We start from the raw sequence: 15,362 nt of genomic DNA, 5'->3' as shown, positions 1-15,362 counted from the left end.
TCATGAAATCAAATACGAAAGCAAAGATAATCTATCAGTTCAAGATTGAATTGAGAGGCATCACCAATCCACCCGTATGGCGACGCGTATTAGTACCTGCCAACTTCACCTTCTCAGGATTCCACGCCGTGATTCAAGAAGCATTTGGCTGGTGGAACGAACATCTGTATTGTTTCGGTGATAAACCATACAGTCAGTCGCTGTATATTGCAGAGGAGGATAAAGAGGATTGGTGTCGACCTGACTATGATGCCCGAAAGTTCACAGTAGGAGAGTTATTCGGTGACGGAGGTATCATCAAGAAATTTTGCTATGTCTATGATTTCGGCGACGACTGGATTCACGACATCACGCTTGAGAAGGTATTCGACGAGTATTCTGACCATGCCACCTGCATCAAAGGTAAGGGAGCCTGTCCCGAAGAAGACAGTGGCGGTGTATGGGAGTACGAAGATATGAAAGAGGACGGAGAGATTGACGATTCTGCTTTCATTGATTTGGAAGAGATAAACAAACATGTGGAAGCCGTAAAAACAACGGGGTTTGAACCGTGGTAAGGGAGTACTATATAACTCTTGATAGAAATTGAATTTGATTGAAGATAAGACTAAACAGAAAAAATTGGCGTAAATCTTTAAGAAAACATTAACTCTGTTAAATAGAAAATGGAAAATCAGCAACACAACAGTAAACGTATAGCAAAAAACACGGCTATCATGTATATCCGAATGTTCGTCATGTTGCTGATAGGTCTATATACCAGTCGGGTCATCCTGCAAACTTTGGGTGTATCCGACTATGGAACCTATAATGTTGTTGGTGGAGTGGTAGCCATGTTTGGCATCTTGACATCGACACTTTCTGGGTCAATTAGCAGATTTATCACTTTCGAAGTAGGTACAGGCAACAAAGAGCGATTAAAGGACATTTTCTCAACCATTACGTTAGTTCAACTCGTCATGTCTATTGTGATAGTTGTACTCATTGAGGTCTTGGGTGTTTGGTTCCTCAATGCCAAGATGAATATTCCACCCGATAGAATGGGTGCAGCAAACTTCGTTTTACAATGTTCTATTCTTTCTTTTGTGCTTAGCATGAACACGGCTCCTTACCATGCCTCTGTCGTGGCTTACGAAAGGTTTAGTCTTTTTGCTTATTTAACGATATTGGATGCCGTGTTGAAGTTGGCAGTAGTTTTTGCCCTATTTTTCTCTCCTTATGACAAGTTGAAGACTTATGCGGTTTTATTACTGCTTGCGGCTATCTTAGTGGAATCTATCTATGTACTCTATTGTCGTCGCCATTTTTCTGAGTGTCGCTTTAAGCTGAAATATGACCAAGCATTGTTGAAGGAAATAGGCGGTTTCTCATTTTGGGGCTTATTTGGGAATGCTTCATGGATTCTCAATACGCAGGGTATCAATATTTTAATCAATCTTTTTTTCGGAGTTACACTCAATGCGGCAAGAGGTATTGCAGTGCAGGTAAATGCGATGGTTGAGAATTTTGTTTCTAATTTTATGATGGCATTAAATCCGCAGATAACCAAATCTTATGCTGTTGGCGATTATGAATACATGCAAAAGTTGGTTTTCACAGGTGCAAAATATTCTTTTTTTCTCGTGTTGTTTTTCTCCTTACCGTTATGTTTAGAGACCAAAACGATACTCACACTTTGGTTGCAGCAAGTGCCCGACTACTCTGTCCCCTTCGTAAGACTTACGCTTTTGTCAACAATGATGTTTGTCTTAGGTAATACATTGACCACGTCTCAACATGCAACTGGGAAAATTCGTAAATATGCAATAGTTACCAGCTTGTTTACTTTTATTGAGTTCCCTGTAACTCTCATCTTTTATAAAATAGGTTTCTCACCGATATCCACATATATCATTCACATTATCGTATATACGTTGTTGATATTTGTAAAAATACATTTGGTAAGGGATTACATATACATTACTTATCTCCAATATATACGACACGTTTTATTAAAGGTTTTTGCTGTTTCTGTTGTCTCTGCTATCTTACCCTTGGTAGTTTATTTCTATATGAACGATTCGCTTTTACGCGTATTCTTTGTATGTCTGATAAGTGTTCTGTCAACGTCGTGTTGTATATGCTTTATAGGAATGGAATGTAACGAGAGAAAGGCGGCTCTCATGTTTCTTAAAAATAGAATTGCAAGTAAGTAATCAAATAGTTCTATTTTATCAATCCGATAGATATCAATAGTTACAAAATAATTAGTATGACACAACGTATACAACGATTTCATTGGATAGATTGGGCAAAAGTTATTTTAATCTATCTAATGGTTGTGGGTCACTGCTTTCCAATCAAATGGCAATATAATTTGATATACGCATTTCACATGCCTGCTTTTTTCTTTATATCAGGTTTTTTGTACAAGCCGCATCCTTGGCAAAAGACACTGAAAGCATTCGGTATTCCTATTTTACTTTTTTCAGTAGTTAATTTAGGTGTGTATATCCTTCCTAAAATGATAAAGGGAACATTAGACTTTTCTCATTTTATGGAAAGATGTCTATTGCCATATTGGGGTGGAGTAACAAACCCAGATTTAGAATATATTTATTTGTTCCCTGGGGTGTGGTTTGTCATTACATTGTTATGTGCTCGATTTCTCATGGGGGACATCAAATGTTTTTCTTTTGTTACGAAATATGCAAAAGTTGTATTGATTCTTTTGCTTGTCTATCTTGTAGTTGAGCCTATTTGGTTAACTGAAAATCCGTTGATACCTTATAAATTATATAGGGTAGTTCCCAGTCTTCCTTTTTTGTTGACGGGTTATATAATGAGAGACAACATAGAGGCGTGGATACATTTATCTTCATGGAAGGTACTTCTTTTGACAGGTATGTTTTGCATAGGTACATCCTTATTGGGTACTTGTAACATATTGGATTATAGGTTCAGTTATTCTTATGTTTTATTTTATGTTGGTCAAAGTGTTTGGTGGTTCTATTTTAGATGATACTGTTTTGCTGCCGTGGATTATAGCAGCAATGATTATGGGCATCAGTTATTATCCTATCAAATTTTTATTGTTGAATTTTCCGTTAGCATTAGGTAAGAGAAAATGAATTTTTACAGGTGATTATATTTCTAAGTTTTTTAAGGTATAGTCTTGTTTGATGCAAATTTGTAAGTGACCATGAGTGTTGGGGTGAAGAATCGAAGTTCAAATTTTGAGTTATTAAGAATCGTGTCTATGTTATTGGTAATGGTAGTTCATGCCAATTTCTCATCAATAGGTGCACCAACGATTGAAGATTGGAACGTTGCACCCCATATAACATTTGTTAGACACTTTGTAGAATCTCTTTCAATAGTTTGTGTAGATGTTTTTGTTTTGATTTCTGGTTGGTTTGGCATTCGGTTTTCTATAGATAGACTGAAGGAGTTTGTTTTTCAGATATTGTTTTTTTCTTTAGGTGGTTTTGTATACTTCATGCTTACTCCCCCCCCCCCATTCATTAACGATATTTAGTATTAAAAATATATTTTTATTTAATACAGGAGATTATTGGTTTATCAAGGCATATCTTATACTCTATCTCCTTTCACCAGTTCTCAATAGTTTCGTCGCAACAGCGACAAGACGGCAGTTTCAAGTGATGTTAGGAAGTTATTTATTGTTCATGTTTGTGTATGGTTGGTTGGAACCTGCATCAATACAATTTACGATGAATGGAACAACGGCACTTTCGTTTATAGGTTTATATTTGATAGGTAGGTATGTACGCCAATATCCACCAATTTTTAAAAACAGAAACACTTATTTGTTTCTGTACATAGGACTTTCCTTGTTGTTAGCTTTCCTGGCATGTCTTATGATGAATTATGGATTACGGGTTTCGCTAAACAGTAGATTGTACAATTATGGCAATCCACTCGTTATATTGTCCTCTGTTTCCTTGTTATTGTATTTCAGCCGTTTAAAGTTTCATAGCAACATTGTTAATGTGATAGCGACATCCAGTTTAGCTGTTTATCTGTTCCACTGCAACGAGTACGTCTTTCCTTATTATAGGATGTTAATGAAAAGCCTCATATCAGGCAGTAATTATGGTTTTATACTTGCTTTATTTGCTATTTTAGGCATATTCATCTTGTCTGTGCTGATAGATAGATTACGAATGTTGAGTTACTCTTTATGTCAATCATTCACGAAAAGAAAAATGTAAATATTATTATGGGGAATTTCAAATTTCTTTATAATAAAGTGTACTATTGGGCTGCCGTGAATTACAATCAAGTAAAAACATGGTTATATTCCTATGTTGTGCCCTACACGTTTGATAGTACGAAATATCCAAATAGCTTTTTGGTCAACGAAGTTCCTGCAACTACCAACGAAGCCCATTGCCTTTGGCATGAGAAGGTTCCAAGGGTAATTTATATCTTTTGGACAGGAGATAATGAAATAACGCCTAATCGCATGGCTGGTATCAATTCTTTGGAAAGAACTTGTGGTGTTGATGTTAAATTGATAACTCCCAAAAATTTAGATGCCTATATTAAAGACGACGACCCTTTGCCAGAAGCTTATCAATATTTGTCATTAAATCATAAGTCAGATTATTTACGTTCCTATTTTATGCATCATTATGGAGGAGGTTACGCAGACATCAAAACTTATTCTCATTCTTGGGTAGATGCTTTTAATCGGTTGGATAATTCGGAAGCGTATGCCATTGGCTATCCTGAGGTTGGGTTCTTGGGGGCAGCGTATCAAGATGTAAAGGATGCAACGTTGCAAAAAGATCTTAAAACTTATTGGCGCTTGTTGATAGGTAATGGTGCCTTTGTCTGTCGACCGCATACACCTCTTACTATAGAGTGGCATAAAGAAGCCAAACGACGGGTTATGACTTATGCCGACGAGTTGAAAAAACATCCTGCGCGAGATATATTTGGTAGAAATGCCGATTATCCACTTGCTTGGTCGATGATGCAAGGTGCAATATTCCATCCCCTATGTCTTAAATATCGAGCCAAACTATTGAAAGATAAGTCGTTGATGCCTTCTTTCAAGAACTATAGATAAGCAGTATGACAATTCTACTGAAAATATGGATACAGATAAAATATTGTTTTCTATTGTGTTTCAGAAATGCGATAGTGCTAAATGGCTATGTGGATGGTCTTAAATGGCAGGGCATACGACACCGCAATTGGGGTGATGACTTAAATTATTATTTGTTAAACCGTATGACTAAGCGACCTGTTGTTATATATCAGCATTTTTGGTTAGCTAAAAAGTTGCGGTTACGCAATTATCTCTGCATAGGTACATTACTTGATGCCGTTGGCTATTCAAATACACAAACGGTTGTTTGGGGAAGTGGTGTTTCTGGACAAGATAGAAATTTTGTGTTGCCAGTTCAGATTTGTTCGGTACGTGGTAAGAAAACTCAAAGCTTTCTATTAGATAGAAATATATCGTGTCCAGATAGTTATGGCGACCCAGCCTTACTGTTGCCACTGTATTATCAGCCAAAGACTATCAATAAAAAGTTCAAACTGGGCATTATTCCCCATGTTGTTGATCAGCAACACCCGTTCGTTCTCAATATAAAGCAAAATCATCCTGATATATTAATTATAGATTTGGGCAATTATCGAAAGTGGACGGATGTTATTGACCAAATATGCAGTTGCGAGCAGATAGCTTCCAGTTCGTTACATGGATTGATAGTTTCCGATGCATACGGCATTCCCAACTGCTGGATAGAATTAACGGGAAACATCTCTGGCGGGTATTTTAAGTTCTACGATTATGCTTCATCTATAGACCGAACGTTTGTCCAGCCCCTTACAGTTAATGAAGAGACGTCTTTTGATACTATTTTCAAAGAAGTTGACGAATGGCAACACCCTCATATCGACATGAAGAGCATACTTCAAGCCTGCCCATTTACTCTTCATTCGTAATAAGTGTTTAGCATCGGAGTTTCACAGATTGACACGGAATATAAACACCGTGTGCTTCCTTGCCTATCCGATGCAAGATAATATGTGAGAGTGTATCACAATAGTTTCATATGCAAGTAAAGACAAAGTTTGTCGAAGAATTAAACGTGATGAAAGTCTTAGCTACTTTTTTAGTTGTGTTAGGACATGTGTTCACCAATTATAGGGACGGTGGGTTAGTTAAGCCGTACTACGACAATGATTTTTTTGTAACTCTTTGTTCTTACATCTACTCTTTTCATATGCCAGCTTTTGTTGCAGTGTCGGGAGGTGTTTACTTCTACACCAGAAGAGTGTTAATGAAGTATAATAATTGGGGGGGTATGTGCTTAATAAATTAAAAAGAATTATAGTTCCATATATCTTTTTTTCTGTCTTCGTTGTTTTTCCAACCTTATTTGTATTAGGTTTTACAGGAGATAATCCTTTGAAATATTTTTTTGTTAATTATATCTTAGCAATAGATCCTCGACATCTGTGGTTTCTATTGATGCTTTTTGAAGTTTTTCTGTTATTTCGGTTTTTTGATAAATATGTTGATAAGCATAATTGTATTGTAGGACTGTGTCTTGCCCTCATATTAAATTGGTATAGCAGATATATTCCCACTTTCTTTCAATTGGGACCGATGTTTCGCTATTCGATTTACTTTTATTTGGGGTACGCATTTATGCAAAACAAAAATAAATTAGACGGATTTCTTGGTGTGAGATATGTAGGTCTGTTGTGCTTTGTGATAAGTATTGTTACATGGTGTATTTTGAAATACGATTTGCCTTCAATGGTTCATTGGATAATTGAAGTTTTTTGTGCTGTTGCAGGTAGTATTACATTATATATATGTTCCAAACAACTTTCTAACAGTAAAATAGTTCAAAGCGATATCTATCAACGCATCTCAAATAATGCTTTTGGTATTTACCTTTTTCATCCTGTGTTAATTTACAGTTTGCTATATATAACTCAAAAGTTGTCAATAAACCCTTGGGTATTGGCTACTTCAACTTTTATATTATCTTTTATATTGTCCTCTTATTTAACGACCTTTTTCCGAACAATCAAGTTGGGATGGGCTATTGGTGAGAGAAAACGTTGAACCTAAAAGCAAATGCCGATACTTTCTGTCATCATTCCAGTGTATAATGCTGAGCGCACTTTAAGAGAATGTGTGGATTCAGTACTTCAACAGGATGTGAAAGATTTTGAGCTTATACTTGTAGACGACGGCTCAAAAGACGCCTCGCCTGTCATCTGCGATGAATACGCATCAAAAGATAATAGGGTGAGAGTTATTCATCAACAAAATGCTGGAGTTAGTGCGGCTCGTAACAGAGGGTTAGATATTGCACAAGGAGAATGGATTACCTTTGTGGATTCGGATGATAGCATAGGTGCACATTTCTTTGACGAGGTTGTCAATTCAACCGAAGAACTCTTACTGCGAGGATATTTCATGCATGACGAGCATGGTGAGGAGGTGGAGCGATTAGTGTTGGATAATGTTCATCCACAACCAGCGTTAAGAGACTTTATTAACCAATATATCAGTTATAATTTATTGCGTGGACCAGTAACTAAGTTTTATAACCGTAGCATCATAGGTAACTTGCGTTTCCTTGAAGACATGAAAGTGGGTGAGGATACATACTTTGTGTGGCTTTATTTGTCCAAAATAAAAACCTACAAAATTCTCTACTACTACTACTACTACTACATAACAACGGATGTGGCTTCTCATATCAAGTATCAATCATCCACCAATTATAGCATCGCTTCTCTACAACATCTTCAAAAAGCTTTTGAGTGTTTGCACAACAAACACGGCATCAGTAAATCCAAGTTTTTGGGTTTTATAGGATATTTCAAGAAAATATCAAGTGCAGATTGGGGAGAATGTCCAAGCAAATGGTATCGCAACAAAGAAGTGCAAACACTCTATAAGTATGTTTGGCCTGACTTGTCTCTTTTGCAGAAGCTACGTATCATTATTACTTTTATCATCATGAAGAAATGAGCAAACCTTCTATATCCATCATCGTACCTATCTATAATATGCAGCACTGTATGCGCAGGTGCATTGATTCGCTGTTGTCACAGACGTTCAGAGATTATGAACTGTTGCTCATTGATGATGGCAGCATAGACAAAAGTGCTGTGATATGCGATGAATATCTTGACAAAGATTCACGCATACAGGTATATCACAAGCCTAATGGCGGTTTGAGCGATGCACGCAACTATGGGCTTCAACATGCAAAAGGCAAGTACACCATCTTTGCAGATCCTGATGATTATGTAGAAGAAAAAGGGTTGGACTTGCTGTTCGAAACTGCAGAACGAGAGCAGGCGGACATCACCATTTGTGACCTTTATCGGGAAGACGAGTATTCACGGCATTATGTGAATCAACAACCTTCTGAGCTTAAACCTGAAATCATTTTGCAGGAATTGTTCTGGAAAATAGGTGGCTTTACGGTAAATAAGTTGATTCGCCGAGACCTATACCAACAATTTAATATCCAATATCCCAAGGGTATCTATGGATGTGAAGATCAGTATGTCATGGCGCAATTCTTGCTGCATGATATTAAGGTTGCATACGTTCCCGTTGCTTTCTATCACTATATGTATAATCCCACTTCGTTAACACGTCATTATGATGAAGGAACCTATGAAATGGACGTTCATATTCTTCAGATGTTCACAAACTTGCTCCAAGGTACAAATGCTTTGGAGATAGCGCAGAAGAGTAAACACCAGGCTATCTTCTCTCGTGCTTTTTGGAATGGAGGCAATTATTATAGTTCATTGCTTTTTAAGCAGCGGTTTGCATCCTATCGGTCACAGGTGATGAGCTTCAACGAACCTTTGGTGGTTCGTTGGGCGATGTATGTCGCATGTAATGGCTGGTATCAATTTTCTAATAGAGTTATTTTTACACTCTTTCATGTTAAACGTAGGATGAAACAGCTAAAAAATATTTGTGATTCAAAATAATTAGTAATTTATGGTTGTTCTGTTTGCTTTGTTTTATTTGTTTTGCTTTGTACTGGTTATTCAGAATAAAGTAAAACACCAACATAAGGTTCTGATTTTGGCTCTATGTGTTCTTACATACGCCATTGGTGTTCGGACGGCATGGCCAGATGAGTTGGTGTATCAGATAGCATTTGACATGGCACCACTGCCATGGGATTTCTCTTTCAATGCTAAACCATTTGGCTATGCCGAATCAGGATATTGGTTTTTGGCATCATGTGTCAAGGTAATAGTTAATGATAGCCGATTTTATTTGTTCGTCATGGGTGGACTATCTATGTTTTTGTTGTATAAGAATCTGCAAAGATATTCTGTGTTTCCTTTGATAGGGCTTTGTATCTATATAGGTCGCTTTTTGCTTAATCGTGATTTTATGCAGATGCGTGCTTCGTTAGCAATATTATTGATTGTGCTTGGGGTAGACCTTATCAAAGAACGAAAGATGTGGCGCTATCTCTTGTTGGTTTTAGTGGCTTATCAGTTCCACCATATGGCTATTATTGGATTGCCGCTTTATTTCATTTGTTTGCTAAAATTGAAAAAGAGCCACATCGTTATTGGATTGGTTCTGGCTTTCATTGTTTCACAGGTAATGTTCTCTTCAATTGCCAATTTTGTTGAGACGTATAGTGAAGACTTGCAATATACTACTTATACAGAGGGAATGTATGTGGATGAAGCGAAAGGACTTGCAAATCCTATGATTTATTTTCAAGTTTTCATTTTGTTGATGTTTACATTTATGGAAGATAGGTTACGGTGTTTTTCATCTTATTATGATGTATACCGCACGGGTTATTTTTATTCCACATTGTTTCTTATCATTTTCTGCAACTATACAACTCTTTCTGGTCGCACCTCAACCATGTTTGCCACCCTGGAAATCTTTATGCTCCCACTTATGGCGAAATCACTTTCTATGAAATGGCGTATGATTTTTTTACTGGCTTGTGGAGTTGTGTTTGTCTATTTCTTCCATGATAAGTATAGCAGTGCCATGATAATGATGAGAGGTGAACAAATATTGCAGCAATTATAGGCATCGTTGTTCTTGTTTCGAAATAATAAACTCATGAAGATATTTATTGTCTGTAGCAGATTGTCGTATGGGGGTGCTGAGCGTGTGGGCGTAATGCTCGCCAATGGCTTGTCCGTTTCTCATAGCGTATATCTCATATCTAATACTTTAGAAGAGCCAACGTATGAGGTAGAGAGTAGTGTACAGCTCTTGCCTTTATTTTCAAGTATATCTTCTAAAATTGAGAAGTGGACAAGTACGTTGCCAAATATTCGTAAATACGCCAAAACTTATCGACCGGATGTAATTATTGGTATTATGGAAACATGCAGCTTGGTTGCGAAATTGGCTACGATAGGATTGAATATTCCAGTTATCATGACTGAGCATAATGCCTTTGAAAGACCAAAAAATACACCTCTTACTAAATGGCAGATTATAACGAAATTCTATATAAATAAATTATATTGTTGTGTAACAATACTAACAGAGGCTGATAAAGAGTTCATAGGATTGCGTTTAAAGAATACGGTAGTTATGCCTAATCCTCTTTTCCTAACCCCTATTATTAACTTACCTGTAAAAGACAAGATTGTATTAGCTGCAGGAAGAATTGATGACTGGCATTATAAAGGTTTTGACATCTTGTTAAAGGCTTGGGGAACAATAGCCAAACAATATTCTGATTGGACTTTGGAAATTGCTGGAGAAGGGAAAAAAGAAGATTTAGAGTTGTTGCAGAATATTGTTCGGAAATCAAACGTTGAAAATCAAGTAAAATTCTTGGGATATCAGAAAAATATTGTTGATAGATACAAGCACTCGGCTATCTTTGTTTTAAGTAGTAGATACGAAGGCTTTGGATTGGTTCTCATTGAAGCTATGTCTCAGGGGTGTGCTTGTGTGGCTTGCGATTTCAAAGGACGGCAACGGGAGATTATTCGTAATGATTCTGAAGGGTTAATTTGTGTTCCAAACGATGTGGATGCATTAGCTTTAGCAATCAAAAAAATGATAGATGATGATGTTTATCGACAAAAAGTTCAACAAGCTGCCATTGAACGTTCTAAATATTATACAATTGATAAGACGATAAAAAGATGGGAGGAATTGTTGAAAAAAGTAGTTAAACATTTTTAGACAAACACTATATAATATCTTATAATACGAATTTACATCTTAGGCGACTTTGTTTCTATCGGTGAGGGAATTAAGGCCGTATAAAATAATACTGCGGTATCGGAGAATATGGTGGAATCTTTCCGCCAATCATTTCTCGTAGCCTAACTACTTAAAGCATATATAGGTTTTTTATTTAATCACGCAACAATTTTATTGATAATACACATTTCTAATAAAAGAGGATATAATTATAACAGAGCATTTAAATAGATTTAGAATGAAAATAAAAGAGACGTTATTTTATAACAACTTAAAGCGTTGTTATTTCCGTATGAGAGCTTTTCTTATACCCAAAAGGATATATGCACATATTAAATATTATGTCCTATATCATAAGAAATTAAGTATTGACAAGCCACAAACGTTTGACGAGAAAATATGGTGGTTGAAACTTCATTATTTCAATCCTCTTATGACCATTTGTACGGATAAATATTTGGTAAGAAAATATGTTGAGAAATGTGGCTTACGCGATATCTTAAATGAGTGTTATGCGAATTTTACAAGTGTAGATGATATAGACATAGAAAAGCTGCCGAATGAATTCTTTTTGAAGTGCAATCATCTTTCAGGTGGGAATATAATTTGTACGAAAGATAATTTCGATAAAGAAAAAATAAAAAAAATATTTAGACCTTTACTTCGTAATAACTTTTATTATTATGGTTTTGAATATAATTATAAGTATATAAAACCTCAAATCGTAATTGAAAAAATCTTAAGACCTCTTGACGGAAGTTCTCTTTTGGATTATAAGTTTATGTGTTTCGCAGGCGTTCCAAGACTTCTATTCTTGGATATTGGCGCTTGTGACAAAGACGGAGGACATACAGAACATTATTATAGAAATGTGTATGATATGCAATTTAATTTGCTTGAAATAAAAGAAACTCGTGACAACTTTCTTGATAATTCAATTAAAAAGCCTAAGAATTTTGATTATATGGTAGAATGTGCAAAAATTCTTTCTAAGCCATTTCCACACTGTAGAGTTGATTTGTATAATGTAGATGGAAAAGTATATTTTGGAGAAATTACTTTTTTTCATGGGTCTGGTTATAATCATATTGAACCGCATAAGGCGGATTTGGAAATTGGAAGTTGGATACCTTTAGATAAAAGTTATCCTACAAAATATGGGTTGAGAGAAGTTGAAAAGACATTTCTAAAACTTACTACGTAATATATAATAAAATAGGTGAATTTGTTGTAGTAGATTTTGATACGGATATAAAAATAAACCGCATACATCCATGCTTGTCCGTTGTAAAAAAAACTATCTCTTGTAATAATGAGTGTGTAGCATCGGAGCTTCACGGATTGACCACGGAATATTATAAAATCTGTGAATTCCTCTGTTCATCCGTTGCAAAAAAAATATCTATCCGTTGAGAAAAGAATATTTGCCCGTTGCCAAAACTACTAATAAAAGTGTGGTAGCAATTTTGTTAGAGTCATGTTAGAAATTCTTTCATTTTTTGGTTATTCTTTATAACCGCGTTGCTGTTGTACTACCCCCGTTGCTGGGCGGAAAAGTGCGTGACAGAATATGTGTCTTCTTAATTGTCAGGATGCGGTGTAGTTTTCACAAATCATTGTTGACCATATCCGTCAGTCAATGAAAAAAGCAAATCAATGAAAATTATATTTACTTTAGCTGCTTTGGGCAGTGGTGGTGCAGAACGTGTGGTAAGTCTGCTCTCGGACGACTTTGTTGATAAAGGACATCAGGTGGAGATAGTATGTTTGCGATATAGTGACTATTATTATAAGGTGGACAAGCGAGTAAAGGTTGTAATGACCACAAACGAAAAGTCTGCCAGAGGTGCGGATGAACAAGTTACAGAAGAAGACAGCAATGTAAGATTTGTCGAGAACCTACAAGGCATAAACAGACGAAGGGCTTGGCTGAGGAGGCATGTCTGCGAGGAAAAGCCCGATGTTGTGATTGCCTTTACAGAAGGTGTCTACCTCTTTACCATATTGGCATTGCTTGGAACGCATACGCCCATTATATCCTCGGAGAGGATAGACCCACGCACACAACCGTTGGTGCGTCGACTGCTAAAGGTCTTTGTCTTGCCCTTTACGAATGTCTTTGTCGTACAAACACAAGCCATTAAGGATTACTTTCCGCATTGGATACGTAAAAAAACTCGTATTGTTTACAATCCCGTAAGGGAAGAAGCCCTTAAAGAGGTGGATAGTACAGAGGTGCATAAAACCAAGACCATCATCTCTGTGGCACGTCTCTATCCGCAAAAAAGACATGAAGTATTGATAGGAGCGTTTGCCAAGATAGCCGCCAAGCATCAAGCATGGAGACTGGTTATCTATGGAGGAGGACCAGAGCGAGGGCGGCTTACCAATTATATTAAAGAGTTGGAAGGCATGGTGCCAGGATTGTCGAAACGAATAATGCTAGCAGGTAAGACCGCAGATGTGGTAGAACGACTCCGAGAAAGTGCTATCTTTGCGCTGAGCAGCGACTCAGAAGGTATGAGCAATGCCATGATAGAGGCTGTATGCGTGGGGCTGCCTATCGTGACGACACGGGTGTCGGGAGTTAAAGAGCTGGTTCATGAGGGCGAAAATGGATATGTAGTGCCATGTGGAGACTCTGACCAAATGGCAGAGAGGCTGGATAGTTTGTTGGATAATGAGCCGCTGCTCCAACAATTTGGGCAGAACAGCAGGAAGATGAGAGAACAATTCCGAATAGAAAACATAGCTGCACAATGGATGCAGATAATTGAAAATATAGTCAAATAAGGGCGGTTCTATAAATTAGCTTTGACAGATTGCGAGGCTATTTTTGTGGTCAATTTGTTTGTGAGTGAAGGAGTATAGCGAGCTATACGACTGAACGAACAAGTAAATTGAGCCAAAAACGGAGCAAGCCGAATACAATCAAACTTGTTTGAATTGTTGAGGCGCAGCCTGTTTTATATAAAAAGAGATCGCAAGATGACAAAACGTAAAAAGACTAACATGACATAACTTTACGGCGGTAATTTATAGAACCGCCCATAAACCTATCAAGATATGAAAATTCTTATAACGGGTGCTGCAGGTTTCATTGGCTCGAAGCTAATGTATGAACTTGCACAGCGAGGTGACTTTGTAGTGGGCGTTGATTGCATCAACGATTATTATGACGTCCGCATGAAGTATGGGCGTCTTCAAATGTGTGGTTTCAATGAATATGACGTTTCTTGGCATCAGAATATCGTACAGAGTTCAAAATTTGATAACTGCTTGTTTGTGCGCATGGATATTGCAGACAAGGAAGCGATGGAACAACTGTTCTTGCGTTATCACTTCGATAAGGTGATGAACCTGGCGGCTCAAGCTGGGGTGAGATATTCCATACAAAATCCCTTTGCCTACCTGCACAGCAATCTTGTTGGATTCCTGAATGTGTTGGAGTGTTGTAGAAATCATGAAGTAAGCCATTTGGTTTTTGCCTCTTCGAGTTCAGTGTACGGACTAAACGAACATGTGCCATATCATGAGGACGACAAGGTAGACTCGCCAGTGAGCATGTACGCCGCCAGTAAGAAGTCTAACGAGCTGATGGCTCATGCGTATGGCAAATTGTACGGGTTCAGTGTAACGGGACTTAGGTATTTTACCGTTTACGGTCCTTGGGGACGCCCCGATATGTCGCCAATGTTGTTTGCCAACGCCATATCCAAGGGAGAACCTATCAAGGTGTTCAACCATGGCGACATGATACGCGATTTTACCTACATCGATGATATTGTCAATGGAACGATACGGGTGATAGATTCTACTTTGAACGCAGAGGACTGTCCTCACCATGTGCCTTATAAAATTTATAACATAGGCTGTTCGCATCCTGTAAAACTCATGGATTTCATTGCGGAGATAGAGCAGGCATTGGGTAAGAAAGCCGAAAAGATATATTTGCCTATGCAGCCAGGGGATGTGTATCAGACCAATGCAGACACCACAAGGTTGCAGACAGAGTTAGGTTATCAGCCGCATTTTAGTTTGCACGAAGGAATTGGCAAGTTTGTGGAATGGTATCAATCAGATCAGAATCCATTGAGAGATTAATTCGTCAACTTGTCAACTTGTCAACTCGTCAACTTAA

General features: G+C 37.3%; 15 protein-coding genes. All 15 read left to right on the top strand.

Annotated elements, in window-relative coordinates:
• The first annotated feature begins 2 nt into the window (after positions 1 to 2).
• The 15 genes from DEM91_RS06310 to DEM91_RS06255 all read left to right on the top strand — a co-directional run bounded on the left by DEM91_RS06310 (position 3) and on the right by DEM91_RS06255 (position 15,325).
• Positions 3 to 557: a plasmid pRiA4b ORF-3 family protein gene (locus DEM91_RS06310; protein ID WP_195252272.1), complete on the top strand. Its 555-nt coding sequence runs from the start codon at positions 3 to 5 to the stop codon at positions 555 to 557.
• Between the two features lie 108 nt (positions 558 to 665).
• Positions 666 to 2,195: a lipopolysaccharide biosynthesis protein gene (locus tag DEM91_RS06305; protein ID WP_195252271.1), complete on the top strand. Its 1,530-nt coding sequence runs from the start codon at positions 666 to 668 to the stop codon at positions 2,193 to 2,195.
• Between the two features lie 56 nt (positions 2,196 to 2,251).
• Positions 2,252 to 3,001 (top strand): acyltransferase family protein, encoded by a 750-nt coding sequence (locus DEM91_RS06300; RefSeq protein WP_249858341.1) that lies wholly within the window; start codon positions 2,252 to 2,254, stop codon positions 2,999 to 3,001.
• Between the two features lie 643 nt (positions 3,002 to 3,644).
• Positions 3,645 to 4,214 (top strand): acyltransferase family protein, encoded by a 570-nt coding sequence (locus DEM91_RS12680; protein WP_410525629.1) that lies wholly within the window; start codon positions 3,645 to 3,647, stop codon positions 4,212 to 4,214.
• An 8-nt stretch (positions 4,215 to 4,222) separates the two neighbouring features.
• Complete coding sequence (locus tag DEM91_RS06295; RefSeq protein ID WP_195252268.1) at positions 4,223 to 5,077, top strand: glycosyltransferase; 855 nt, start codon at positions 4,223 to 4,225, stop codon at positions 5,075 to 5,077.
• Positions 5,078 to 5,082: 5 nt separating this feature from the next.
• The gene (locus DEM91_RS06290) at positions 5,083 to 5,964 is read left to right on the top strand and encodes a polysaccharide pyruvyl transferase family protein (RefSeq protein WP_195252267.1); all 882 of its coding nucleotides are present in this window, start codon (positions 5,083 to 5,085) and stop codon (positions 5,962 to 5,964) included.
• Positions 5,965 to 6,074: 110 nt separating this feature from the next.
• A complete protein-coding gene (locus DEM91_RS12675) occupies positions 6,075 to 6,344 on the top strand; it encodes an acyltransferase family protein (protein ID WP_410525628.1) in 270 nt (89 codons plus the stop codon).
• The gene (locus DEM91_RS12670) at positions 6,329 to 7,099 is read left to right on the top strand and encodes an acyltransferase family protein (RefSeq protein ID WP_410525627.1); all 771 of its coding nucleotides are present in this window, start codon (positions 6,329 to 6,331) and stop codon (positions 7,097 to 7,099) included. Before DEM91_RS12675 ends, DEM91_RS12670 begins: the two co-directional genes overlap by 16 nt.
• Before the next feature lie 12 nt (positions 7,100 to 7,111).
• Positions 7,112 to 8,017, top strand: coding sequence for a glycosyltransferase family 2 protein (locus DEM91_RS06285; RefSeq protein WP_249858340.1), 906 nt, complete (start codon positions 7,112 to 7,114; stop codon positions 8,015 to 8,017).
• Complete coding sequence (locus tag DEM91_RS06280) at positions 8,014 to 9,000, top strand: glycosyltransferase family 2 protein (protein ID WP_195252264.1); 987 nt, start codon at positions 8,014 to 8,016, stop codon at positions 8,998 to 9,000. The genes DEM91_RS06285 and DEM91_RS06280 overlap by 4 nt, the downstream gene beginning before the upstream one ends.
• Positions 9,001 to 9,097: 97 nt before the next feature.
• Complete coding sequence (locus tag DEM91_RS06275; protein WP_229039101.1) at positions 9,098 to 10,081, top strand: EpsG family protein; 984 nt, start codon at positions 9,098 to 9,100, stop codon at positions 10,079 to 10,081.
• Positions 10,082 to 10,114: 33 nt separating this feature from the next.
• Positions 10,115 to 11,200 carry a glycosyltransferase family 4 protein gene (locus DEM91_RS06270; RefSeq protein WP_195252262.1) on the top strand — a complete coding sequence of 362 codons (1,086 nt, stop codon included), beginning with the start codon at positions 10,115 to 10,117 and terminating at the stop codon, positions 11,198 to 11,200.
• Between the two features lie 259 nt (positions 11,201 to 11,459).
• Positions 11,460 to 12,425 carry an ATP-grasp fold amidoligase family protein gene (locus DEM91_RS06265; protein WP_195252261.1) on the top strand — a complete coding sequence of 322 codons (966 nt, stop codon included), beginning with the start codon at positions 11,460 to 11,462 and terminating at the stop codon, positions 12,423 to 12,425.
• 452 nt (positions 12,426 to 12,877) lie between these two features.
• A complete protein-coding gene (locus tag DEM91_RS06260) occupies positions 12,878 to 14,014 on the top strand; it encodes a glycosyltransferase (protein WP_195252260.1) in 1,137 nt (378 codons plus the stop codon).
• A 273-nt stretch (positions 14,015 to 14,287) separates the two neighbouring features.
• Positions 14,288 to 15,325 carry an NAD-dependent epimerase/dehydratase family protein gene (locus tag DEM91_RS06255; protein WP_036926929.1) on the top strand — a complete coding sequence of 346 codons (1,038 nt, stop codon included), beginning with the start codon at positions 14,288 to 14,290 and terminating at the stop codon, positions 15,323 to 15,325.
• The last annotated feature ends 37 nt before the right edge of the window (positions 15,326 to 15,362 follow it).

It is taken from the genome of Prevotella sp. TCVGH (genome assembly GCF_023522295.1).
In the GTDB taxonomy this organism is placed as follows: domain Bacteria; phylum Bacteroidota; class Bacteroidia; order Bacteroidales; family Bacteroidaceae; genus Prevotella; species Prevotella timonensis.
Note: the sequence above shows the minus strand (reverse complement) of the source record. Positions and strands in the feature narration are given on the sequence as shown.

Excerpts from the sequence above, each read along its gene's own strand:
- DEM91_RS06290 (WP_195252267.1), top strand. The coding sequence starts at position 5,083 with ATGACAATTCTACTGAAAATATGGATACAGATAAAATATTGTTTTCTA.
- DEM91_RS06285 (WP_249858340.1), top strand. The coding sequence starts at position 7,112 with ATGCCGATACTTTCTGTCATCATTCCAGTGTATAATGCTGAGCGCACT.
- DEM91_RS12675 (WP_410525628.1), top strand. The coding sequence starts at position 6,075 with ATGCAAGTAAAGACAAAGTTTGTCGAAGAATTAAACGTGATGAAAGTC.
- DEM91_RS06295 (WP_195252268.1), top strand. The coding sequence starts at position 4,223 with ATGGGGAATTTCAAATTTCTTTATAATAAAGTGTACTATTGGGCTGCC.
- DEM91_RS06300 (WP_249858341.1), top strand. The coding sequence starts at position 2,252 with ATGACACAACGTATACAACGATTTCATTGGATAGATTGGGCAAAAGTT.
- DEM91_RS06310 (WP_195252272.1), top strand. The coding sequence starts at position 3 with ATGAAATCAAATACGAAAGCAAAGATAATCTATCAGTTCAAGATTGAA.
- DEM91_RS06280 (WP_195252264.1), top strand. The coding sequence starts at position 8,014 with ATGAGCAAACCTTCTATATCCATCATCGTACCTATCTATAATATGCAG.
- DEM91_RS12680 (WP_410525629.1), top strand. The coding sequence starts at position 3,645 with ATGTTAGGAAGTTATTTATTGTTCATGTTTGTGTATGGTTGGTTGGAA.
- DEM91_RS06260 (WP_195252260.1), top strand. The coding sequence starts at position 12,878 with ATGAAAATTATATTTACTTTAGCTGCTTTGGGCAGTGGTGGTGCAGAA.
- DEM91_RS06270 (WP_195252262.1), top strand. The coding sequence starts at position 10,115 with ATGAAGATATTTATTGTCTGTAGCAGATTGTCGTATGGGGGTGCTGAG.
- DEM91_RS06305 (WP_195252271.1), top strand. The coding sequence starts at position 666 with ATGGAAAATCAGCAACACAACAGTAAACGTATAGCAAAAAACACGGCT.
- DEM91_RS06265 (WP_195252261.1), top strand. The coding sequence starts at position 11,460 with ATGAAAATAAAAGAGACGTTATTTTATAACAACTTAAAGCGTTGTTAT.
- DEM91_RS06255 (WP_036926929.1), top strand. The coding sequence starts at position 14,288 with ATGAAAATTCTTATAACGGGTGCTGCAGGTTTCATTGGCTCGAAGCTA.